The sequence below is a fragment of the Arhodomonas sp. KWT2 genome (genome assembly GCF_041949875.1).
Classification (GTDB): Bacteria; Pseudomonadota; Gammaproteobacteria; order Nitrococcales; family Nitrococcaceae; genus Arhodomonas; species Arhodomonas aquaeolei.
In genome coordinates this window covers 126389-149537 of the sequence record NZ_JBHFPQ010000041.1, presented here as the reverse complement: position 1 = coordinate 149537, position 23149 = coordinate 126389, and the positions used below count along the sequence as shown (strand labels likewise).

The following is a 23149-nucleotide window of genomic DNA, read 5'->3' as shown; positions in this document are numbered from 1 at the left end:
GGGTCACCGGCGGTGCATTTCTTGTCTATCGCGGCACGGGGCGGGCTAGCCCTGGCCGCGCAGCCGGGCGAGGACCGCCTCGGCGATGTCCACCCGCACGGTGCCGCCGGCAACCAGCTCCTGGGCCACGGCGTCGACCTCGTCACCGGTGGCCCCGGCCATCACCGCGATGTTCTTGGCGTGCAGGGCCATGTGCCCCTTCTGGATGCCGGTGGTCGCCAGCGCCTTGAGCGCGGCGAAGTTCTGGGCGAGACCCACGGCGGCGATGTTCCGGGCGAGACGCTCCGCGGTGGTCACCCCCATGATGTCCAGGCAGACGCGCGCGGTGGGGTGCGAGCGGGTCGCGCCACCGATAAGGCCAACCGCCAGCGGCATCTCCAGGGTACCGGTGAGGTTGCCCTCGGCGTCCACCTCCCAGCGGGTGAGCGAGCGGTAGCTGCCGGTCTGCGCCGCGTAGGCATGGGCACCCGCCTCCACCGCGCGGGTGTCGTTGCCGGTGGCGAGCACCACGGCGCTGACGCCGTTCATGATGCCCTTGTTGTGGGTGGCGGCGCGGTAGGGATCCACCTCGGCGAAGTCATAGGCGGCGATCATGCCGTCGCGCACCGACGCGCCGCCGATGGCCTCCGGCGTCCACGTCGCGCGGGCCCGGGCGAGGCGGCGGTCCGCCAGGTTGGAGAGGATGCGCAGGTAGGTGCGCCCGCCGGTCCACTGCGCGATCGCCGGGGCGACGGCCTCGGCCATGGAGTTCACGGCGTTCGCACCCATCGCGTCGCGGGTGTCGACGATCAGGTGGGTGACCACCATCGCCCCGCTGCGACCCTCCAGCACGCGCACCTCCACGTCGCGGAAGCCGCCGCCGTGCTGGCTCAGCACCGGGTCGGTCTCGTCGCAGATCGCGCGGATGTCATCGCGGTGCTCGAGGATCTGCAGCCGCGCGAACTCCGGGTTGGGCACGTCGACGAGCTGCACCTGGGCGATCATCAGCGCACCGGACATGGCGGTGTGGAAGCCGCCGCTGTCGCGGCACTGGCGGGCCGCGTTGCTCACCGCCGCGACCACGGAGGACTCCTCGGTGGCCATGGGCACCAGGGTCTCCTCGCCGTCGACGATCAGGTTGGTGGCCACACCCACCGGCACGTTCATGGTGCCGATGACGTTCTCTATCATCGCGTCCGCCGACTCGGCGGAGAGATTGCCGGTGTTGGACATGTGGCTGACCGCGGCCTCGTCGAGGCCGGCGATCTCAGCCACGCGCTTGAGCCGCTCCTGCGGCGGAAGCTTGAAGAAACCGGGGATGCGGGAAGTCTTCTCGGCCATTGCCGTCTCTCCTCGTGGTTCAGGAGCGCATGGACTGCGCGAGATGGTCGGGCAGCCACGTCACGATGTCGGGGAAGATCATGAACAGGACCAGCGCGGCCGCCTGCAGGAGCAGGAACGGGATGATCGCGCGGTAGACCGTCTCCATGCCGATGCCCGGCGGCAGCACGCCCTTGAGGTAGAACAGCGTGTAGCCGAACGGCGGCGTGATGTAGGCCATCTGCGCGGTGATCAGGAACAGCACGCCGAACCACAGCGCATCGAAGTCCATGGCGTTGATCACCGGCAGGAACACCGGCACGCACAGCAGGATGATGCCGATCTCGTCGAGAAACAGTCCCAGGAAGACCAGCACGCCAATCATCGCCAGCAGCACCAGCCAGCGATTGACCTCGAGATCCTGGATGAAGGTCAGCAGGAAGTCGGCACCGCCGGTGCCGGTGAAGATGGACACGAACGCCTTCGCGCCGATGGTGATCCACATGATCATCGCGGTGACGCGCAGGGTGTCCCAGGCCGCGCCGCGCAGGTTGGCGAGGTTGAGCTCGCGCTGCAGCGCCGCCGATATCAGGGCACCGACCACGCCCACCGCCGCCGCCTCCGTGGGCGTGGCGATGCCGCCGTAGATGCTGCCCAGCACGCCGATCACGATCACCGTCGGCAGTACCAGCGAGCGCAGCGACATCACCCGCTCGCGCATGCTCGGCGGCGCCTCGTCGGGCCTCGGGGCCATGTCCGGGCGCAGGGTCGCACGCAGCACCGCGTAGCCCATGTACAGCGCGGCCAGGATCAGTCCCGGGACGATGCCGGCGGCGAACATCTTGCCCACCGACACCTGGGCGGTGGCGGCGTAGACGATGGTAATCACCGACGGCGGGATCAGGATGCCCAGGGTGCCGCCGGCACAGATGGTGCCGAGCGCCAGGCGCTCGTCGTAGCCGCGCCGGAGCATGGACGGCAGCGCGAGGATGCCCATCGCCGCGACCGCGGCGCCGACGATGCCGGTCATCGCCGCCATCAGCGTGCAGATCGCCACCGTGCCCACGGCGAGGCCGCCGGGCAGGCGCCGGAACCACAGCTCCATGGCGCGGTAGAGGTCGTCGATCAGCCCTGATCGCTGGAGCACACTCGCCATGAGCACGTACAGCGGGATCGCGAGCAGTATCTCCGAGGTCATCACGTCCACGGTCTGGAGCACCGTGATGACCAGCGCCTGGGTGCCCCACAGCGACAGGGTGAAGAACACCGCCAGCGAGGCGAGCACGAAGGCCAGTGGCATGCCGGAGAGCAGCAGCACCAGCAGCCCGAGGAACATCATGCCGAGCACGAGGCTGGAGCTCATGGGCCCACCTCCCCGCCGCGTCCGGCATCCGTCTCGTCCCCGACCTCACGACCCATGGCGCGCCGGGCCGCGCGTACCGTCTCGGCGAGCGCCTGCGCGAGCAGCAGCGAGAACGACACCGGCACCAGCAGCTTGACCGGCCACACCGGCGGATTCCACGCCGAGAAGGAGGTCTCGCCATTGGCGTAGGCGTCCATCGCCACCGGCCAGCTCTCGTGGACCACGATCACGCACAGCGCGATGATCACCGGGAACGTCAGGCAGTCGAACCCCGCCGCCACCCGGCGCGGCAGCCGTGCGTAAAGCACGTCCACGTTGACGTGCCCGCCCACGTGGAGCAGATACGGTCCGGCGAGCATGAAGTAGGGGCCGAGCAGCAGGGTCGAGAGCTCCAGCGCCCACACCGTGGGGCTGTTGAAGAAGTAGCGCATGACCACCTCGTAGGAGATCACCGCCACCATCACGAACACGAGCACGGAGACGAGGCCGGCCAGCCAGCGGTTGACCGTCGTCACCAGCGTGCAGAAACCGTCGAGAACAGGCATACCCGAGCGTTCCGGTTGCACCTAGGGACTGGACGCCCCGGGCGGCTGCCCGGGGCGGACGGGGCGTTGCTCAGCCGATGAGGCCGAGCTGCTTCATGAACTCGACCTGGCTGTCGAGAATGCGCGTGGCGAGCTTGTTATCGCCGGCGGTCTCGCGCCAGACCTCCATCGCCGTGGGCCGGCCCTGCTTGACGACCTCCGGGCCGAGATGGATGACCTCACAGCCCCGCTCCTGGAACTTGCGCAGGGCGATCACGTCCTGGGCCAGGATGTGCTGGCGCAGCGCCGCCGAGGTCTCCCGGGCGGCCACCGCGAGCGCGGCCTGGTAGCTCTTCGGGAGCTTGTCGTGGGCGGACTTGTTAGCGACGTAGCTGGTCGCGGTGGTCGGCTGATGGAAGCCGGGCACGATCACGTACTTCGCCACCTCGTCGAGGCCCGCCTCCAGGTTCGCCGTGAGGTCACCGCGGTCGGCGAAATCGATGACGCCCTTCTCAAGGGCCTGGTACACCTCGGCGGTGGGCATGGGGGTGACGGACACATCGAACGCCCCCATCACCGCACTGGCGAGACCGACGAAACGGCCCTTCTTGCCCTTCATGTCGTCGAGCTGGTGCAGCGGGAACTTCGAGTGGATCGGCTCCTGGCCGTAGACGGTGGGCGCGATGTAGTGCAGCCCCGCCTGCGCGTAAGCCTCGCGGGCCATGTCCAGGCCGCCGCGCTCGTAGAACCAGGCCTCGTACTGGTCCGGCTGCTCGAAGCCGAACGGGATGGTGCTGGTGAACGCGAACGCCGGGATGGAGCCGGCCTCGTAGCCGTCGAAGGTCTTCATCATCTCGAAGGCGCCGCCGCGCACGGCCTCGAAGGCTTCGGCGGAGGGCACGAGCTGGCCGCCGGAGTACAGCTTGATGGAGAACTGCCCGCCGGTGAGCTCGGAGACGCGCTCGACGAAGCGCTTCTCGAACTCGTACGGGGTGGTGCCGGCATCCCACAGCGCCTGCATGCGCCACGACACCTTCGGCTGGTCCTGGGCCACGCTGATCGCGGGCAGGCCGAGGGTGGACGCAGCGGCGCCGGTGGCGACGCCCGCCTTCAGGAAGGAACGGCGATTGAACTTGCGATCGGTCATCTTCTCTCTCCTCCGGTTCGCGCGGGGACTGCGCGGATTGGGTGTTCACGTTTTTGCGCTAGACTCGGACACTGACATGGATTGAACAAGGTACAGTTCCCGCCTTTGTACCCTGTACTGTACCCACGAAAACAGAGGTACAATTCGCACGGCAGGGCCGGCGACGGCCTATCCGGCGGGCACCGTACCGGGATTCCGGGGACGCGGCGGCAGCGGATCCCCGGAACACCTTGCAGGGGAGACACCATGACCGAGGCGGACTCCCGGGCGGGGCGGATCGCGGACCGCATCGCCCGCAGCATCGACGAGGGCCAGCTCAACACCGGTGCGCGGCTGCCCTCCATCCGGGCGGCGGCACGGGAATACGGCGTATCCAAGAACACGGTGGTGGAGGCCTACGACCGCCTCGTCGCCACCGGCTATCTCTCGCCGCGGCGCGGCTCCGGCTTCTACGTCGCCTACCGCCGGCGCAGCGAGCCGAGCGCACCGCCGGAACACTTCACCGAGGCCATCGACCTGGTCTCGCTGCTGCGCGAGCAGCTCAACCGCCACTATACCGTGCGCGCCGGCGACGGCCGCCCGCCCACGAGCTGGATGGAGACCTCGGAGCTCGGCCGCTACCTCAAACGCACCGGCCGCCAGGGCGAGGCGGAGGACGACTTCGAGTACGGTCATCCCCAGGGCTTCCCGCCCCTGCGCGAGACCGTCGCGCGCACCCTGGGCGAGCGCGGGATCTCCGCCGGCCCGGAGCAGGTGCTGCTCACCTTCGGCGCGAACCACGCCCTGGACCTGCTGGTCCGCCACTTCGTCGAGCCCGGCGACACCGTACTGGTGGAGACGCCGGGCTATTATCCGCTGTTCGGCAAACTCCGGCTGAACAAGGCCCGTATCGCCGGTGTGCGCCGCGGCCCGGACGGGCCCGACCTCGCCGAGCTGGAGCAGCGTATCCGCGAGTACCGCCCACGGCTGATGTTCGTCCAGCCCATGGCCCACAACCCCACCGGCACGGACATGTCGCTGGCGGCCATGCACCGGCTGCTGCAGATCGCCGAACGCCACGACCTGATCCTCATCGAGGACGACGCCTTCGCCGACATCCTGCCCCGCAGCACCCCGCGGCTGGCGGCACTGGATGCGCTGCAACGGGTGATCTACCTGGGCACCTTCTCCAAGACCCTGTCGGCGGCGCTGCGCAGCGGCTTCATCGCCGCGGACCCGCGGCTGATCGCCTCGCTCACCGACATCAAGATGCTCACCGTGGTGACCAGCTCGGGGGCCATCGAGCGGCTCATCCACGACATGATCGTGCGTGGGCGCTACCGCCGCCATCTCACCCGGCTGCGCGACCGCGTCGCCCGCGCCAGCGCCGCCGGGGTCACGGCGCTGGAGTCCATCGGCATCACCGGGATCGAGCCGCCCACCGGCGGCTATTACCTCTGGTGCCCGCTGCCGGAGGGGCTGGACGATGTCGCGGTCGCCCGACGGGCCTCGGCGGAGGGGATCTTCCTGGCACCGTCGTCGATCTTCCACCAGTCGGAGGAGCACCGGCCGCCGGCACTGCGCATCAACGTCGCCCACGCCGCGGACGAGCGGCTGCTCGATTTCCTCCGGCGCGAGACGGCCGGGCGCTGAGCACGCACACCGGCTGACGCCGGATGGCGCTCACGGACAACGGGCCGGAGACTAGGCGCCGGCGCGCCCGAGCATCTCGCGGGCACGGCGGACATCCGCGAGATCCTGTCCGTCCTCGAAGCGGGCGAGCACCGCCTCCAGGGCATGATCCCGGTCCGCCGTGCGGTGCGGAACCACGCCCAGGTCGCGTTGCGCGATGTGAACACGCAGCTGCTCGAGCGCGGCGCCCTGACGTTCGGCAACTGCCTCGGCGTCTTCGAGGTCGCGCGCCGCCGCACCGCGGTCGCCGGAGAGATGCATCGCGAGCTCGGCGCGCCAGCGATAGAGCTCCGGGAGAAAGCAGCGGTTCCCGATACGGGCGACATCGCTCAGGGCCCCGCCGAGCACCTCGCGGGCCCGGCGGTAACGCGACAGCTGCATCAGCCCGGCGATGTGCAGCCGCAGCAGGCTGGTGCTCGCCCCGTACATCACGTGTCGCACATCGGCCGCCGCCCGCTCGCAGAGCTCCACGCCCTCGTGGTCGCCGTCCCGCGCCATGGCCCAGCCGAGCAGCCCCTGCCCGGCCCGCTGCCACAGGGCATAGTCACGGGCCTGGGCGATGGCCAGCACGTGCTCCGCGTCCTGGCGGACCATGGCCGGATCGTCGCGACACTGCGCCAGCAGCGCCCGGAAGGTATAGCAGAACGCCCGGCTCGGCGGATGCCCGGTGATGTCGACCAGGGCGACGGTCTCGTCGATCAGGCACCGGGCACGCCCCGGCGCCCCCACGTTCCACAGGGTCATGGCACCGAGTGAACGCGCGGTAAACGCCGGGTTGTCCCCGAAGCGGCTGACGAGCTCGAGGTGGTCCGTGTTGTCGTAGGCCGCCAGCACGCTCTCCAGGTACGCCCGCGACGCCGGCAGATCGCCACGGTAGAACCGCGTGTTCACCTGCGCGTAGTCCGAGGCGATGCGCATGTGCCGACCCCCGGAGGCGGTTGCGATACGCTCCATCTCGTCGGCGAGACGCTGGGACTCGGCGAAACCGTCGTGGGAGCTGGACGATTCCCACTGCGCCCAGAGAATCAGGAAATGGCGCTGCGGGTCCGATGCCCCGTCGTGGAGCTCGGCGGCGCGCCGGAACGTGGCGTAGACCTCGGCGGCCCCGTAGCCGGAACAGGCCATGCGCGAGAGGCCGAGCCCCAGGAGCACGTCGACCATCCACTCCCGGCGCGTCCCGTTCTCGGGCAGGCCGTCCACGATGTCATGCGCCTCGCTGAACTGGCTCAACGCCTCCATGTGCGCCGCGCGGGCGAGCATCCGGTAGCCGGCACGCACGAAATACGGCAACGCCTCCTCCGCGTTCCCCGCCGCCGCGAGGTGCCGTGCCAGCACCTCCGGGGACTCCCGCCCGCTGTCCGGGTACCGCTCCCGCAGCACCTCGGCAATCCGGGCATGCGCCCTGCGCCGCTCGCTGTCGACCTGGCTCTCGTACACCGCCTCGCGGATGAGCGAGTGACGGAAACGGTACCGGCCGGGGGTCCGGGCCGTGGCGTTGAGCCGCTCCAGGAAACCGATTCCGATCAGGTGAGCGATGCCCCGCTCGAGGTCGTCACCGTCGAGGGTCGAGATGGCGGCGAGGCGCTCGCCGTCGAACTCGCGGCCGAGGGTCGCCGCGAGCTGGGCGAGCCCCCGGGCCTCGGCCAGGGCCTCCATCCGCCCGGCGAGCAGGTCCTGGAGCGTGGCGGGCACGTTCTCCGACGGCGCCCTGAGCCGGTAGTGACGGACCAGCTCCTCGATGAACAGCGGTATGCCGTCACCGTGATAGAGGATACGCTCGCGTACCGCCGCGGACAGGCGGTCGCTGCCCTCCAGCACCGCGAACAGTTCCGCGCTCTCGCGGGCATCGAGGCGCCGGAGCAGGAGCCGCTCCACCGGGTCGTCGACGCGCCAGGGATAGGTGGTACCGGACCGCGCGGTGACCAGCACCATCACCGGGCAGTCCGCGAGCTCCTGGACGAAACGGCGCAGGAGCATCGCCGTGGTCGAGTCGCTCCAGTGCAGGTCCTCCACGACCAGCAGCAACGGCATCCGGGCGGCCATGGCTGCAGCCACCCCGACCAGCAGCCCGAGCACGCTGTCACGACCCTGGGCGGGATCGGCGTACTCGCTGATCAGTGCGTTCGGCCACGCCCCATCGGCCTCGATAAGCCGCCCCAGCACCCCGGCACTGCCCGGCGGCATGCCCGGAAACGCCTCGACGAAGGCATTCACCCGGGCGACCCACTGGTCATCGCTCCCGTCGGCGTCCGTGCCGGGCAGGTGCTCCCGGAGCGCGCGGATCACCGGCAGGAGCGGCTGTCGCAGCGTTTCCGCGTTGCAGCGCATCACCACGGCCAGGCCCTCCTCGCGGGCACGAACCTCCGAGACCAGCCTCTGCACCAGGCGCGACTTGCCGATGCCGGGCTCGCCCTCCATCGCCACCAGGGCGAACCGTCCCCCGCGCACGCCCTCCCAGGCTTGCCGCAGACGCCGGAGCTCGTCTTCACGGCCGATCAGCGGTGACATGCCGCCCTCGCGGCCCGAGAGCGCGACACGGTCCTCGATCCCCCGGTCGCCGGTGACCCGGTGGAGCCCGATGGTCTGCTCGCCGTTGCCCACACGCACCGTATCGAAGTACACACGTACCCGCTCGTGCACGGTATCGGTGACCACGCACTCACCCGCGGGTGCCGCCTCGGCGAGACGGAGCGCGGCATCCGATAGCTCGCCGCTGGGGTCCGGCAGCGCCGTGCTGCCGGCGGTGAGCATCCGCCCGGAGTGCACGGCAACGCGGGCGCTGCCCGGCGATCCCGACAGGGCCTCCCGGGTGATCCGCAGGCCGGCACGCACCGCCTGGATCGTGGCCGAACCGCTCGCCACCGGATAACCGAAGTACAGGACCAGGCGGCCGCCGTGAGAGCGGCCGGCGAGACCGCCGTGCTCGTCGGCGATGACCCCGGCCTGCCGGGTCATCTCCGCGATCCCGCGCACGCGCTCCTCGCTGTCCCAGTCCGCGGGCAGCTGCAGGCACACGGCCACCACCGTGACCAGACGCCGCTGGAGCTCCGGCTCCCCGGCCGCCTGCATCGACTGCCGGATCTCCCGGCGCCGGGCGATCGCCCGATCCCGGAGGGCGGCGGTCGCCGCATCCGGCGCCACGTCGAGCTCGCTGGCGAGGGTTTGCGCCAGGCGTTCGTAATGCTCGACGGCCTCGTCACACCGGTCGGCGTTATACAGCGTCCACAGCAGCAGCCGGTGTACCGTCTCGTCGAGGGGCTCGACCTGCAGAAACCGGCGCAGGGGGTCGAGGGCCCGCTCCGGGGCCTCGGCGCGGGCGAGGCAGTGCGCGACCTGCTCGAGGATGCTCCGGGCCCGGTCCCGGAGCGTCGTGCGCCGCTGGAGCAGCCACTCCATCACCGGCTGCGGCAGCTCGCTCGCGGTGAACCCCTGCAGGAAAGGACCGCGGTACACCGACACCGACTGCTGCATGAGGTCCAGGGCAGCGCGGCATCCGGCGGTCCTCACGTGTCCGCCGCAGCATTCCGGGCCGGCGCCGATAACGCCCGTGTCCAGCCAGCACGGCAGGCGGCTGTCCAACCCGACCGCTTCACGGCTGACCAGCAACGGCCCCTCGCCACCGGGGTCCGCGGGCAGACGCTGGCGCAGGTGGTGGAGCGTCTGCCGGAGATTGTTACGCGCGGTCCTCTCGCCCACCTCCGGCCAGAACAGGCCCGCCAGGCGGATTCGGGACAACGGCTCCCGCGCCTCCTGCACCAGATAGGCGAGCAGCGCGCCGGTCTTGGTGTCGTCGAGCCCATCGACCGGCACACCACGGATCGATACTTCCATGGGGCCGAGGCAACGGACCACCACCCCGTCGGACACGGTTTCCGACGGCGGCGCTGCATGAACGCTGCCGGCCTGACTTGCCCCATTCGCGCGCATCCGCGCCACCCCCTTTCCGGCCTGATCCCTGCGCCCGTGGCCACGGGCCGGTACGCCGGCGCGCGCCCCGTTATGCCGGCGTTATCGGTTCGATCATTGGTTTTGTCCGTAAACAAACTAACGCACGGATCACGGCCTGGCCAGAAACCCGGCGACGCCGTCACCGCGGCAACCGGAACCGCGGGCGGCGCATGAAAACGGGGGATTGCGCCGCGACGCCCCCTCGTCAGGGCCCCTGAGCGATCCGTCTCACGGCCATGGCGGGCCGGTATAACGCGGCCCTAACGCGGCGGGCGTTATAAACCGCAACCCAGATTGCATGAACCGTCGCCGGGCACCCCGTCAGTGACGCGTGGCACACCGGGATGCCGGCGGACAACGTCATTCCCCAATCGCTCGTGGCCGCCGAGGCCACGCCGCACAACGTGGTGACGGAGACCGAACGGATGAAGGCGAACACAGCTGTCGGGTCGCGTCGTAACGGCGGTTTCACGCTGGTCGAGATGGCCATCGTGCTCGCGGTAATCGGCTTGATCCTGGGCGCGGTGATGATCGGCCAGGACGTACAGCGCAATGCCGAGTACACCAAGATCAAGCGGACGTTCATCGACCAGTGGGCCGTTGCCTATAACGCGTACTACCAGCGCATGGGCGTGCCCGTGGGGGACAGCCAGACCGAGCCGCAGCTGATGGTCAACGGCCAGGTCTTCGTGGACGACGACAACCGCTCGGGCGCCGACGGCGACATGTCCGACGAGACCGGCCCCGGGGCGCTGTGCGTCGGCAACGGCGACACCGCGGGCCTCCGCGACCTGATGCTGCAGGCCGGCGTGGAGCTGCCCCCGGGACGCGGCGAGGGCTTCGAGGATCGTTACGTCTATCTCGACAGCAACGGCAATCCCCAGGAAATCCAGGTCTGCTTCCAGTGGAACCCGCCGGGCACGGATTCCGGCTCGGGCAACGTCATGACCATCTCCGGGCTGACCCCCGACCTCGCGCGCTACCTCGATCAGGCCACCGACGGCCAGGCCGACGCCAGGGAGGGCGTGTTCCGCCAGGAGGGCATCGGCGACGGCACCGACAACGAGCCCGGCGCGCAGTGGACGGCCAATAACACCTTCCGGACGGGCGCCGACGACGTTACCGCCGATGGCGAGGGGCGCAGCCGGGACGAGGACCAGGTCGTTACCGTCACCGCCCACTACAAGATGAACCAGTGATTCGGAGAGCCGTCATGCAGAACCTCAAGCAGCGCCCGTCCCGGGCGGCCGGCTTCACCCTCGTGGAGATGGCGATCGTGCTCGCGGTCATCGGCCTGATCCTGGGTGCGATCGCCATCGCCGAGGACGTGCAGCGCAACGCCGAGTACACCAAGATCGCGAACAAGTTCCTCTATCAGTGGAAGGAGGCCTACGACCAGTACTACCAGCGCACCGGCGTGGTCCTCGGGGACTGCCAGCAGGCGCCCACGTACATGGTCAACGGCGCCGAGACCACGTTCACCGGCAGCGACGGCGACGTCTGCGAGCGCCAGAGCGCCTGGGCCGGCGGCAGCGGTGCCGCGGGCATCCCGGCCAACTTCGACAATACCGGGCTGCGCGTGTGCAACGGCGCCGGCTACGGCAGCGGCGCGGGCAGCGACAACACCGGCGGCGCCGGTCTCGCCGAGCAGAATCTGCGTGATCTGATGCTGCGCGCCGGTATCGGGATGCCCCCCGGCCGGGGCGAGGGCTTCGAGGACCGTTACCTCTACGAGGACACCAACGGCAACTCCGCGGAGGTCCAGATCTGCTTCCAGTGGAACCCGGAAGGCACCCCCTCGGGGGCGGGCAACGTCATGGTCGTGCGCGGGCTCACCCCCGACCTGGCGCGCTTCATCGACCAGCTGATCGACGGCAGCGCCGACGCCCGCGAGGGGCGGTTCCGCATCCAGGCCGCCGACCAGGCGGACGACGCCGGCGGCGCGAACGCCCCGGGCTACGAGTGGGAGGCCAACAATACCTACTCCCAGGCGAACAACCCCACGGTCGGCGGCGGCGGTCCCGACTCGCAGAGCTTCACCGGCGAGACCGCCGACGAGACCGACGATGCCCTCGACGAGGACCGCGTCGCGCTGCTGACCGCCCACTGGACGATGGGGCAGTAGGCCATGGTGCGCGGTCTTCGAGTGGTGCTGTTCGTCGTGCTGCTGACGGCGCTCGCCGCCGCTGCCTATCACGCCCGTTCGGGGGTGAAGGCGCTCGCCGATGCCCGCCAGTCCACGGCGACCGCCCAGCGCCGTCTCCAGGTGCTGGACCAGCGGCTCGCCGCGCTCGAGGACCGGCGCGCCTACGCAAAGCGCGTGGACGCGCTCCTCGCCCGTGCGGACCGGCTCGAGCTGGACGGCGGGCGCTGGAGCGAGCGCCGGATACGCTTCACCCGTGACCAGGTTCCCCGTGACCGGGCCCTGGACCTCCTCGGGACCACGGTCAGCGGCAGTCGCTCGATCTTCATCCCCGATGCCTTCGAGTTCAGCGTCCTCGAGGCCGGGCAGGGCCTGTTCCGGCGCCCGGCGTGGGACGACCGGGAGGTGAACCTGGCGCTCTCGGGCACGCTGCATCTGCTGCTGGAGGAATCGCCCCGATGAAGACCGACGTGATCCTGGTCGACGGCGAGCGGTGGCGGTGGTTCGGCCACCGCGGCGAGACCGCGGTGGTGGATCCCTACCCCCGCCTGCACCGCCCCGCGAGGGTGCTGGTCAACTTCTCCGGCGCGTTCACGGGCGTGCTCCGGTTCGAGGGCAAGACGCAGTTCGCCCGCGCCCTGATCGACCGGGAGGTCCGGCGGGAGGGCTGGGTCGACGGCCCGAACCACATCGTCATACATCACCTTTCCAGGGCACGCGACGGCGGCCAGGCGTTCTACACCGCCGTCCCCCTCGAGGCATGGCAACGCCTGCTCCAGTGGATCCGCGGCGAGAACGACCACTGCCTCGTCTACCCGGCGGGCGCCCTGCTCGCCGACGTCCGCGAGGGCGAGGGCCGGATCCTGCACCTGGACCGGTGTCTGCTGGTGTTCGCGCGGGGACGGGATGACCTGTCGTTCGAGGACGTCTACAGCGCCACCGGCGAGGCCGAGGACCAGCAGCTCGCGGCACGGACCCTCGGGGCCAACATCGCCGCGTTCGCCGCTCAGTCCGGCCACGCCGGGCCGCTGCGCCCGGAGTGGCTCACCGCCCTGGCGGCCCCGGACGACGAGCTGGAGACCTCGTTGATCGAGCGCGTCCAGGATGCCGCGGGCGTACCGGTCCGCCGCACACGCTCGCAGCGCTTCCGCGACGGGGACGGAGAGGTCCTCAGCGCCCTGCCCCGGGCCGTCAACCGCCTCGGTGCCGCTGCCAGCAGCAACCCCGTCCGCGAAAAGACGGCGTGGTGGTCCGAGTCAATGGCCCCGGCGGTGCTCACCGCGGTCGGCGCGCTCGCCGTCGGTCTCGGCGCCGCCGGGCAGTACACCCACGGTCTCGCGGCACAGGAACGCGAAAGCGCGCGGACGCTGAAGGCAGCGGTGCAGGACAGAAGCGCGAGGATCCGGGAGGCAGACTTCCCCGACCGCTCCGGCACCGTCGCGGAACTCTCGGCCTTCGTCGGCCGCCTCGACCGGGGCGCCCCCTATACCCCGGTCCAGGTGCTCGCCAGCATCCGCGAGGCCGCGGGGCCGGGACTGACCGTCTACCGCGTCCGGCTGGAGTCCAGCCCGCGCGACGGCTACCGGCTGCGTGTGGACGGCACCGCCGGCAACGAGGACGGCGGCGCCATACGGCGATTCCTGGCAACGCTACGCCGGGACGGCTGGCACCCCGTCCCCCTGAAGCCCGCATCGGATGCCCCCGGCAGCTTCTCCTACCGGTTGGCCCCCGGGAGCCAGGACACATGAAATACCTGTTCGTCGTGTTCAACGCCGCCGCCGTGATCATCGTCGGGTGGGTCGTCGCCGACCTGCCACAGGTGCGCGACGGCGGGGACCGCGGTCTTGCGCGCCCGGAGGCCGGCCTTCCGCAGATCTCCCGGGTCGACGAAACCCGTCGCGAGCGCCTTACCGCCGCCGAGCGCTCGCTGGACTCGCTGGCACGCCTCATGGCCCAGCGCCGCCGCGTGGAAACGGACACGCTGCTCGCCACCGCGCGCCGCCCCGAGCCCGAACCGGAGCCGGCACCGCCGGAGGACGGCACCGAGCGTGTCGCCCGGGCACCGCTGCCCGAGCGCAACCTGACACTGCTGCTCGACGGCCAGCGGCGGATGGCCATGGTGGACGGCAGGCTCGTCCAGACCGGCGATGCGCTCCCCGGGGGCGGCACGGTGACCCGGATCGGGACACGCAGCGTCGTGGTACGGGAACGTCGCGGGCGGCGGCAGAAGCTCACGCTGCCCCCGGAGCAGCTGCAGCTGGGGACGCTCCGCCCCGGCGCCGGCGACGGCAACGTGAACTGACCGCAGACTGACGGAATTGGGTGTCCAGGTGAATCGCCAAGCGCTCTACGGTTTCCTCATCGGCATCGCCACCCTCGCGGCGGTGGTGATCTGGTTCTACGCCTTCGTAATGCCGGGTGGCGTACCCGAGCCGCCCGCCGCGAACCTGCCGAGCACGCAGGACACAACGGAGCGCGCCGCGGCGCCGGAGCCCCGGGACCGCGAGCCGGCGGAGACGGCCGAACCCCGGCCCGAAGTGGCTACCGACGAGGCGCCTCCCCTGTTCCAGCAGGAGCGCAAGCCGGCCCCATCCGGGCAGGACGGCAACCAACACACCGACGGGTCGGCCCTCGGAGAGGGAGGCAGGGTCCGCCGCATTCAGCGGGAGCTCGCCAGCATCGCCCAGTCCCCGGGACAGGGATCGCCCCAGCGGGTCGGGGAGCTGCTGGGCCAGCTCCGCAGCACGCTGGGCACCAGCGAGGTGGCCGGCGTCGACCTGAGGCGGCTGGAGGAGACGGTAAAGAACGCGGGGCGAATCCAGTCGCTCGCCAACGAAATGAAGTCCATTGCCGACGACCCCGGCAAGCAGGACCGGCAACGCATCCGGGGAATCCTCGCCGAAATGCGCCGGCTCCAGGGACAGCTTCCCGAGGAAGCCCGGGAGCTGAAGGGTGGGGAATAGCCATGGGGAAGCGGCCCTTGGCAACGGTGGCGGGCTTCACGCTCATCGAGCTGGCCGTGGTGCTGGCGGTGGTGGGCCTGCTGGTGTGGACCGTGAGCAGCGGCTACCTGAATCTCGGCAGCGTCCGCGACCGCCAGGCGGCGGTGCGCCACGGGGCCGAGGTTCGCGACGCGATACGGGCCTTCGCGCTGGCGAACGCCCGTCTGCCATGCCCGGACACCTCCGGCGACGGCCGGGCGGGAGACTGCTCCGGCAACCGGACGCAGACCGGTCGCGTCCCCTACGAGACGCTGCACATGGGGGTACCCGAAGACGCCCGCCGCGCGTTCTACGGGGTCTACCGCAACGGCGATGCGGATGCCGATCTGGCAGTTGCCGGGGACCGCAGCGGGAACGGGCGCCTCGACACGACGGACCTGATCATCGGCCTGGGCAACGCGGCCGACACGCCGGTGAGCACCGACGAGATCTTTCTGACGGGCGACGACGGCACCCAGGGGACGATCGACTGCGCCGGCAACGCCGTGCGCAACGTGGCGTTCTTCCTGGTCGTGCCGCTGACGGACCGCGACGGTGACGGCGGGCGCTTCGACTCCGTCCATACCGGGCCGTGCGCCTATGCACCGGGCACCGGCGCCACCCGTAACCGGGACGACGTCGTCACCGCGGAGGGGTTCGCGTCGCTCGCCGGCTGGTTGAACGCACGGTAACGGCCCCGGCACGGGCCCGAAAATTCCTTTCCCCGAAAAGTGAGAGTCAATGGGATGAGCATCGCCGGCAAAAGCGCAACGAGGAGTGTCCTGCTAGCGGCCGCGGCCGCCGTGTTGCTGGCCGGGTGTGCCCAGCAGCCCACACGCAGCCTGCAGAACATGGACAAGGTGGATACCAAGACCACCAGGAAGGTCGCCTCGCGCACCGCCAAGCAGTCCCGCAAGCTCCAGGAAGCGATGGACCGGCTGCGGGAGAAGGTCGAAAAACGCTCCGAAGAGCCGGCGATCGAGCCGGTGAAGCCCAAGTTCGACCCGCTGGAGGCGGAGACCGTCTCCCTGAGCCTGTCGGGCGCCCGCATCGGCGAGGCACTGCGGGCACTGAGCGCGAACTCGTCGCTGAACCTGATCATCGACCCCCGGGTCGTCGAGCTCGACCAGCGCGCCACGCTCTCCCTGCGCGAGGTCAGCGTCCGCGAGGCCATCGAGAACATCCTCGATATCTACAACGTGCACGGCGAGGTCCAGGGCAAGACCCTGCGCGTATCGCTGATGCAGGAGAAGCTCTACTCGCTCGACTTCCTCGACACCGCGAGCAGCCTGCAGATGAGCGACGGCGGTAATGTCTTCGGCGCCGGGGCCAGTGCCACCGGCGACGGCGGAGGCGGCTCCGGGGCGCTACAGGGGCACCTCACGCTGAAGGCAAGCGGCGGCGTGACGGAGAGCCCCTACCAGGTGGTCGAGGGCAGCGTGCGCAACATCCTCGGCAACGAACAGGGCAGCGGCGGCGACGACGAGGAGCAGCGTCAGCGTACCGGTAGCCAGCGCTCGACAGTCTCGGTGGACGAGGTCTCCGGGTCCCTCTACGTCAAGGGACGCCCGGAGAAGATCCACGCCGTCGACCGCTACATCACACAGCTCAAGGACACGGTAGGGCGGCAGGTCTTCATCGAGGCCCAGCTCATCGACGTGCGCCTCAGCGACGGCTTCAAGTTCGGCATCGACTGGACCGTGCTGCGGGACAACTTCGGGGGCGTGATCACCGGCGCCGCGACTCAGCTCGGCGGCACCACGGCCAACCTCCCCAACGCCGGCGGGGCCCTGCCGGGGACCTCGCTGACCATCCCGCAGCGGAACGTGACCGACGGTAACGGCAAGTCCCTGGGCGTCGCCTACCGGGACGGCAATTTCGGCGCGATCCTCCAGGCGCTCGACTCCTTCGGCAGCGTCTCCGTGCTCTCGAACCCGAATATCCTCGCCCGCAACGGCACGCCGGCGATGCTGAGCGTGGGCACCACCTCGCGTTTCGTCTCCAGCAGCTCGGTGACCGAGACCGCACCGGGCGGCGGCGCCACCACCACCACCTCGGACGTTGAGACCGATTCGGTGTTCTCCGGCGTCATGGTGGGCGTGGTCCCCTACGTCCGGGATAACGGCTCCGTCGAGCTGCTGGTCCGCCCGATGCAGACGGAGGTGGACGAGCAGAGCCTGCAGCTGGTCGACGTCGGCGGCGAGACCCGGGTCTCCCTGCCGGAGGTCAACCTCAAGGGCCTGACCACCACGCTGCGGCTGAACGACGGCGACGTCGCCCTGATCGGCGGACTCATCGACCAGACCAGCAGCAAGAGCGACGAGGGCGTGCCCGGCGTGTCGTCAGTGCCCCTCGTGGGCCGGCTCTTCGGCACCCGCGAGCGCCTGACGGAGACCCGCGAGCTGGTGGTCGCCCTCCGCGTGCACGTGCTATGAGCCTGATCCACCGCGCGCTCAAGGAGGTCGAGGGGGAGACGGCCCGCGGCCCCCTGCCCCCGGCGGGTTCGACGGCCGGGCCGCGGCGCTGGCCGCGCCGGCTCGCGGGGCTGGCGACCGTCGCCGTTCTCGGTGCAGTGAGCCCGCTGCTGGCGATGCGGCTGCTGGCCCCGGCGCCTGAACCCCCGCGGCCGGCCGCCGCCGAGGCGGTCGTCATACCGTCCCCCCCGGAGACGGGCGTGAACGAGAGGGCCACGGGAGCGGCGTCATCGGCGGCGGACGTCCGGGATCCAGCCCCGTCCCCCGTAACGGCGGCACCGGAGCGGCCGGGGGACGCCCCGGAGGCCATCACGGTGGCGGACACGCGCGAGCCGGCGGAACACGGGCGCACCGATCCGGACGCGGATCGCGGAGAGGTGCAGGAGACGGACCGGCACGGGGCGCCGGCAGACACGGCGGGCACCGCGGCCAACGCCGACAGTGGCCCGCCGCCGGCGGACAACGGCGCCCGGGACGAGGGTACGGACAGGGCATCGAATGACGGCGACGACACACCGTCCGGCGTCGCCGCGGCAGCGAATGACACGCCGGCGACGGGCGGGCAAAAACACGGCACGGAGCCGGTTTCCCCTGACACCGGCGACACCGGCCGGACCGCCTCACCGCCCTCCCCGGCAGCCGGGGCCCGGGAGACGCGTACACCGGACGGCACCACCGCGAACCGGGCGAGCAGCACGCTCACGGGCGGGGCGCTCGAGCACGCCCGTGAACTGTATGCCCGGATGATGCGCCAGATCGCCGCGGGTGACTGGACGGCCGCCGGGGACACCCTCGACGAGGTGGCCACGCTGCTGCCGGCCGGACACGTGCTGCGCCTGCGCATGGAGGGCTGGTTCGCGTTCAGGCACGAGGACTACGACCGGGCCCGGGACCGGTACCGGCAGATCCTCGAGCGCTTCCCCGGGGACGAGGAGGCGGGCATCAACCTCGCCTACATCCACCTGCGCGAGGGCGACAGGGAGCGCGCCCGCGAGGTACTGAAATCGGCGCGCCGGCACTCACCCGACTCGGACGCCCTGGAGCGGGCCGTACGCCGGCTTGGGATGTGACGCGATGGCACAGGCGTTCACCGCACACGCATATCTGGGACTCAGCCGGCATCCGTTTCCACCGACACCGGATCCGGCAGCGTACTACTACACGCACGGCATGGAGCAGGAGCTCGCCGAACTGGCGCACTGTATCGACACCCGCAAGGGCATCATGCTGGTCACCGGCGAGGTGGGCCTGGGCAAGAGCACGCTCCTGCGGCGGCTCCTCGACGCGCACTCCGGCGGCGACATGGCCTTCGCACTGGTGTTCAACACCTTCCTGCAGGGGCCGGAACTGCTGGCGGCGATCTGTGCGGATTTCGGCCTGGAGCCCGCCGACAGCGTCTCCGTGAACCTGCAGCGGCTCAACGACTTCCTCATCGCCGAACGGCGGGCGGGACGCAACTGTGTACTGCTCGTCGACGACGCCCAGAACCTGAGCATCACCAGCCTCGAGCTGGTGCGCCTGCTGAGCAATCTCGAGACCGGGCAGGACAAGCTCCTGCAGATCATCCTGTGCGGCCAGCCGGAGCTTGAGCAGACCCTGGAGGCGGACTCGCTGCGCCAGCTCCGCAGCCGCATCGTCAAGCGCCTGCGGCTGGCCCCGCTCACCGCCGCGGAGATCCCCCGGTACGTGGAATTCCGCGTCAATGCCGCCGGTGACGGCGGCCGCCTGGGTCTCGGACCCGGCGCCGCCCGCGCCCTGTTCCAGGCCACCGGGGGGAATCTCCGCAGCCTGCACCTGATCCTCGACCGTTGCCTGTACGGCCTCGTCGGCCGGCAGGGCACCGCCATCGACGCCGGCCTCGTGCGCGAGGCGGCCCGCGAGCTGGGTTACCGCCCCGCTCGCCGCAGACCCCTGCGGTTCGCGGCCGCGGCGGCAGCCACGTTCGCCGTCGCCGCGGCCCTCACCTCGCTTGGCGTACACCAGTCCATCGACGAACCGGGGGCGGCGGGCGACTGGATATCCCCGGTCCTCGCGGCGGTGCACACCCCCTTCGATGACAGCGGACCACCACCGGGCGGCCCCGGGGACGGAAAGATCCGGCTCCTCCCCGTTCCCTCACCGCAGCCGGCGCACGCGGCCGGCGGCGGTATCGACGACCTGGCCACCGCTGTGCGTGAGCGGCGCCCGGCCACCCGCAGTACCGCCGGGGCGACGTGCATGGACACGCTGCGCGCCCGCCACGGCCCGGACGGCGTAAGCCTGCGGCCGCTGCCGCGCCGGCTGGGTCGGGCCATCGCGGGCGACGCCTCGCGCCAGCTGTGCACGCTGAGCGTGCACGACCGGCGCTGGATCGCGATGCCCGTGATGCCGCCGTTGCGTGAGGGCGCACTGGTCCGCCACGTGCAGAAGCGGCTCGTCGACCGGGGCCTGCTCGAGCCGGACGGGGTGGATGGCCTCATGGGCCCGGTCACCCAGGACGCGCTGCAGCGGTTTCAGCGCACCACCGGCATCCCCGGCACCGGGGAGATCGACTCGTTGACCATTCTTGCGCTGCGGGTGCTCGGCGGTGACCGCCGCCAGCGACTCACCCGGAGCGATTGAGGACCGCTTCATCATGCTCGACCACGATCCGCAGGAGAGTCAGCAGCCCGACACCGACGGGCCCCCGGAGGGCACCGCCCCGGTCCGGCTCGGCGAGCTGGTGGTCCGCAAGGGCCTGATCACCGAAGCCGAACTCGAATTCGTGCTGCAGAAGCAGGGCGTCGAGAACGGGCGCCTCGGCAACCTCCTGGTCGCCCACGGGCTCGCGACCCAGAAGGACATCGCGCGCGTGCTCGCCGAACAGCAGAGCCATCCGGCGGAGTTCGCCGACATGGACACGCTGCCGGAGCCCCACCCGGAGGCAACCCAGCCCTTCAACCAGGCGCTGTGCCTCTCCCGGGGGTTCCTGCCGCTGGCCCTGGAGGGCGAGACGCTGACGGTGGTGCTCGGCGACGGCAGCCCCGAAGAGATCGCCGATCTCGTACGCCGGCGTACCGGCTGGCGGGTACGCTTCCTCCAGGGGGAGTTCGCCCGGGTGGCCCGCGCGGTGCGGCAGCACTTCTACTTTGCCGACAATCCGCCCGAGCACGTGATCCAGCGCGAGATCCGGATGCTCGAGCGCGATGTGGACCGCGTCTACAGCCCGGAGCGCCTGCTCGAATACATCCTCACCCTGGCGGTGCGGGAGCGTGCCACCGACGTGCACATCACCCCCGCGGAGAACAGCCGCCACGTCCTTTTTCGCGTGGACGGCGTCCTGCGGCCCATGTTCGGCCTGTCGGTGGTGCTCGACCGGCTGAACAGCTACATCAAGCTGTGCGCGGAGATGGACGTCGCCGAACAGCGCCTGCCGCAGGACGGCAGCTTCAACCGCGTGGTGCTGGACCAGCCCTTCACCCTGCGCGTGTCCACGCTCATCACCGAACACGGCGAGCGCATGGTGCTGCGCCTGCTCCCGGAGCGCAGCGACCTCGACAAGCTCCAGGACCTGGGCTTCATCGGCGAGGACGTGGACGAGCTCTCCGAGCTGTTCTCCCGGCCCCACGGCCTGGTGCTGCTCACCGGGCCCACGGGCTCGGGCAAGAGCACCACGCTGCACGCGGCCCTGCGCATGCAGCCACTGATCGAGCGCAACGTCCTCACCGTGGAGGACCCGGTGGAATACCGCGTCCCCGCCGTGTGCCAGACGGAGGTCAACCAGCGCTCCGGCTACGGCTTCTCCAACGCACTGCGCTACTTCCTCCGTCACGACCCCGACGTGATCCTGGTGGGCGAGATCCGCGACGACGAGACCGCGCGCGCCGCCATCGACGCCTCCTCCACCGGACACCTGGTGCTCTCCACGCTGCACGTCGGCAGCATCTTCGGCGTCGTCCCGCGCCTGAAGCTCCTCGGGGTCGACGTGGAGACCATCGCCGAGAACCTGGTCGGCGTGATCAACCAGCGCCTCGTGCGCCGGATCTGCCCCATGTGCCGGGTCGCGATCGGACCCACGACGGCCCAGCGCGAGTGGCTCGGGCTGGAGACGGACCAGCCCGTGTACGAGGGCGCCGGCTGCCGTCACTGCCGCGGGACCGGCTACCTCGGGCGGGTGCCGGTCTACGAGATGCTGCTCCCGGACCGGGACGTCGCCGACGCCATCGCCGTGGACAGCTCCCGCGGCGAGCTCCGGCACATCTCCCAGGCCAGCGGCATGCGGCCCATCGGCGTGCTCGCGCGCCAGCGGGTCACCGACGGCGAGACCACCGTCGACGAGATCAACCGCGCCATCGGGAGGAACCTGTCTTGACGGCGCTCAGGACCTATTACTATCGCGTGCTCATGCCCCACGGGGCGCTCCGGACGGGCTTCTACCGGATCGCGGTGGAGCAGGACTTCTCCGCACGGTTGCGCCTCGAGCAGGAGTTCGACGGCACGGTGGTCAGCCTGTGGCCGCTGCCCCGCCCCGTCACCGCCGCCTGTGACGGTCTCCGGCGCATGATCCACCGCGGGATCCGCGCCGAGGACCTCGCCGGCTTCCTCCGCGACATGGGCATCATGCTCCGCGCCGGCGTGCCGGCGCTGGACGCCCTGCGCACCATCATCGGCGAGGGCGAGACCACCGGCACCAGGGGGATCACCCGCATCGCGCGGCAGATGCACGACGACCTGGACGCGGGCGTGTCGGTCAGCGAGGCGTTCGCCCGGCGCCCGGACGTCTTCCCGGAGACCGTCCGGAACCTCGTCGCCATCGGCGACCAGTCGGGCAACCTCGACCGCATGCTCATCGAGGGCGCGGAACACACCGAGCGGATGGTGAACATCCGGCGCGACATCCGCACCGCGCTCATCTACCCGATCTTCGTATTCGCCTCAATCATCGCCGTCGCGGCGTTCTGGATCACCTACGTCGTCCCCACCATGGGCGACCTCTTCGAGCAGCTGAACGCCGAGATGCCGGCGATCACCAGAAACCTCATCGCCTTCTCGGACCTGGTCGCCGGTAACGCCCTCGCGGTGATCCTGGTACTGGCGGCGCTGATAGCGGGCATCACCTGGGCGGTGCGCAACCACGAGCCCACACGCCATGCGATGCACACCCTCGCGCACCGGCTGCCGGTGACCCGCGTGCTGGCGACCTCCTCCGGGATGGCGGCGATCAGCGAGCACCTGGCGATCCTGGTGCGCTCGGGGCTGGACATCGTCACCAGCCTGGACGTGCTCACCCGCGCGACCGGCGACCTCTACTACCGCCGGCGACTCGCCCGGGTGCGCGAGGCGGTCACCCGCGGCGAGGGCGTGGCGTCCTCCATGCGCGCGGTGGGCGGCTTCCCCGCGATGGCGGTCCGCATGATCGCCGTCGGCGAGGACAGCGGCTCGATCGACGAGCAGCTCGACCACCTCTCGGCGGAGTACCGCAAGCGCCTGGACGTGGTCATCGCCTCGCTCTCCGAGATCATCAAACCCGCGATCATCCTGGTCGCCGGCGCGCTGTTCTTCGTACTGGTGCTGGCGCTGCTCATCCCGATCTACGACCTCATCCGCCAGGCCATGCAGATCTCCGCGGGAGGCGTGTGAC

Annotated in this window: 18 protein-coding genes; 13 read left to right on the top strand and 5 right to left on the bottom strand. The window is 70.6% G+C overall.

All coding sequences use genetic code 11. The annotated features are described in order from the left end of the window. Positions 1-45 precede the first annotated feature (45 nt). The 4 genes from ACEZHJ_RS09145 to ACEZHJ_RS09130 all read right to left on the bottom strand — a co-directional run bounded on the left by ACEZHJ_RS09145 (position 46) and on the right by ACEZHJ_RS09130 (position 4333). Positions 46-1320, bottom strand: coding sequence for a hydroxymethylglutaryl-CoA reductase, degradative (locus ACEZHJ_RS09145; protein WP_018717550.1), 1275 nt, complete (start codon positions 1318-1320; stop codon positions 46-48). 19 nt (positions 1321-1339) lie between these two features. Next, a complete protein-coding gene (locus ACEZHJ_RS09140; protein WP_259201821.1) occupies positions 1340-2662 on the bottom strand; it encodes a TRAP transporter large permease subunit in 1323 nt (440 codons plus the stop codon). Continuing rightward, entirely contained in the window at positions 2659-3207 is a 549-nt protein-coding gene (locus ACEZHJ_RS09135; RefSeq protein ID WP_259201820.1) for a TRAP transporter small permease subunit, read from the bottom strand. Before ACEZHJ_RS09135 ends, ACEZHJ_RS09140 begins: the two co-directional genes overlap by 4 nt. A gap of 70 nt (positions 3208-3277) precedes the next feature. Continuing rightward, positions 3278-4333, bottom strand: coding sequence for a substrate-binding domain-containing protein (locus ACEZHJ_RS09130; RefSeq protein ID WP_163143493.1), 1056 nt, complete (start codon positions 4331-4333; stop codon positions 3278-3280). A 246-nt stretch (positions 4334-4579) separates the two neighbouring features. On the opposite strand from ACEZHJ_RS09130, the gene ACEZHJ_RS09125 reads away from it, so the two are divergent. Beyond that, complete coding sequence (locus ACEZHJ_RS09125) at positions 4580-5965, top strand: PLP-dependent aminotransferase family protein (protein ID WP_018717546.1); 1386 nt, start codon at positions 4580-4582, stop codon at positions 5963-5965. Positions 5966-6016: 51 nt separating this feature from the next. On the opposite strand, the gene ACEZHJ_RS09120 is transcribed toward ACEZHJ_RS09125, so the two are convergent. Continuing rightward, the gene (locus tag ACEZHJ_RS09120) at positions 6017-9835 is read right to left on the bottom strand and encodes an AAA family ATPase (protein ID WP_375036458.1); all 3819 of its coding nucleotides are present in this window, start codon (positions 9833-9835) and stop codon (positions 6017-6019) included. A gap of 542 nt (positions 9836-10377) precedes the next feature. Here ACEZHJ_RS09120 and ACEZHJ_RS09115 point away from each other — a divergent pair. Genes ACEZHJ_RS09115 through ACEZHJ_RS09060 form a run of 12 tightly spaced genes read left to right on the top strand, consistent with a single transcriptional unit; the run spans position 10378 to position 23148 of the window. Further along, the gene (locus ACEZHJ_RS09115; RefSeq protein WP_026320990.1) at positions 10378-11151 is read left to right on the top strand and encodes a type II secretion system protein; all 774 of its coding nucleotides are present in this window, start codon (positions 10378-10380) and stop codon (positions 11149-11151) included. 14 nt (positions 11152-11165) lie between these two features. Further along, positions 11166-12077, top strand: coding sequence for a type II secretion system protein (locus ACEZHJ_RS09110; RefSeq protein WP_375036457.1), 912 nt, complete (start codon positions 11166-11168; stop codon positions 12075-12077). A gap of 6 nt (positions 12078-12083) precedes the next feature. Further along, positions 12084-12557: a hypothetical protein gene (locus ACEZHJ_RS09105; protein ID WP_156831149.1), complete on the top strand. Its 474-nt coding sequence runs from the start codon at positions 12084-12086 to the stop codon at positions 12555-12557. Then, complete coding sequence (locus ACEZHJ_RS09100; protein ID WP_375036456.1) at positions 12554-13843, top strand: hypothetical protein; 1290 nt, start codon at positions 12554-12556, stop codon at positions 13841-13843. Before ACEZHJ_RS09105 ends, ACEZHJ_RS09100 begins: the two co-directional genes overlap by 4 nt. Then, a complete protein-coding gene (locus ACEZHJ_RS09095; protein WP_375036455.1) occupies positions 13840-14397 on the top strand; it encodes a hypothetical protein in 558 nt (185 codons plus the stop codon). Before ACEZHJ_RS09100 ends, ACEZHJ_RS09095 begins: the two co-directional genes overlap by 4 nt. Positions 14398-14425: 28 nt before the next feature. Further along, positions 14426-15058 carry a hypothetical protein gene (locus ACEZHJ_RS09090; RefSeq protein ID WP_163141450.1) on the top strand — a complete coding sequence of 211 codons (633 nt, stop codon included), beginning with the start codon at positions 14426-14428 and terminating at the stop codon, positions 15056-15058. 26 nt (positions 15059-15084) lie between these two features. Further along, on the top strand, positions 15085-15768 hold the full coding sequence (locus ACEZHJ_RS09085) for a prepilin-type N-terminal cleavage/methylation domain-containing protein (RefSeq protein ID WP_371807622.1): 684 nt from the start codon (positions 15085-15087) through the stop codon (positions 15766-15768). A 54-nt stretch (positions 15769-15822) separates the two neighbouring features. Next, on the top strand, positions 15823-17511 hold the full coding sequence (mshL, locus tag ACEZHJ_RS09080; protein WP_375036454.1) for a pilus (MSHA type) biogenesis protein MshL: 1689 nt from the start codon (positions 15823-15825) through the stop codon (positions 17509-17511). Then, positions 17508-18620, top strand: a complete 1113-nt coding sequence (locus ACEZHJ_RS09075; protein WP_375036453.1) for a tetratricopeptide repeat protein — start codon at positions 17508-17510, stop codon at positions 18618-18620. Before mshL ends, ACEZHJ_RS09075 begins: the two co-directional genes overlap by 4 nt. Positions 18621-18624: 4 nt before the next feature. Further along, positions 18625-20151, top strand: coding sequence for an ExeA family protein (locus tag ACEZHJ_RS09070; RefSeq protein WP_163141436.1), 1527 nt, complete (start codon positions 18625-18627; stop codon positions 20149-20151). A 13-nt stretch (positions 20152-20164) separates the two neighbouring features. Continuing rightward, positions 20165-21880 (top strand): GspE/PulE family protein, encoded by a 1716-nt coding sequence (locus ACEZHJ_RS09065; RefSeq protein ID WP_156831148.1) that lies wholly within the window; start codon positions 20165-20167, stop codon positions 21878-21880. Next, positions 21877-23148 carry a type II secretion system F family protein gene (locus tag ACEZHJ_RS09060; RefSeq protein WP_163142439.1) on the top strand — a complete coding sequence of 424 codons (1272 nt, stop codon included), beginning with the start codon at positions 21877-21879 and terminating at the stop codon, positions 23146-23148. The genes ACEZHJ_RS09065 and ACEZHJ_RS09060 overlap by 4 nt, the downstream gene beginning before the upstream one ends. Position 23149 lies beyond the last annotated feature (1 nt).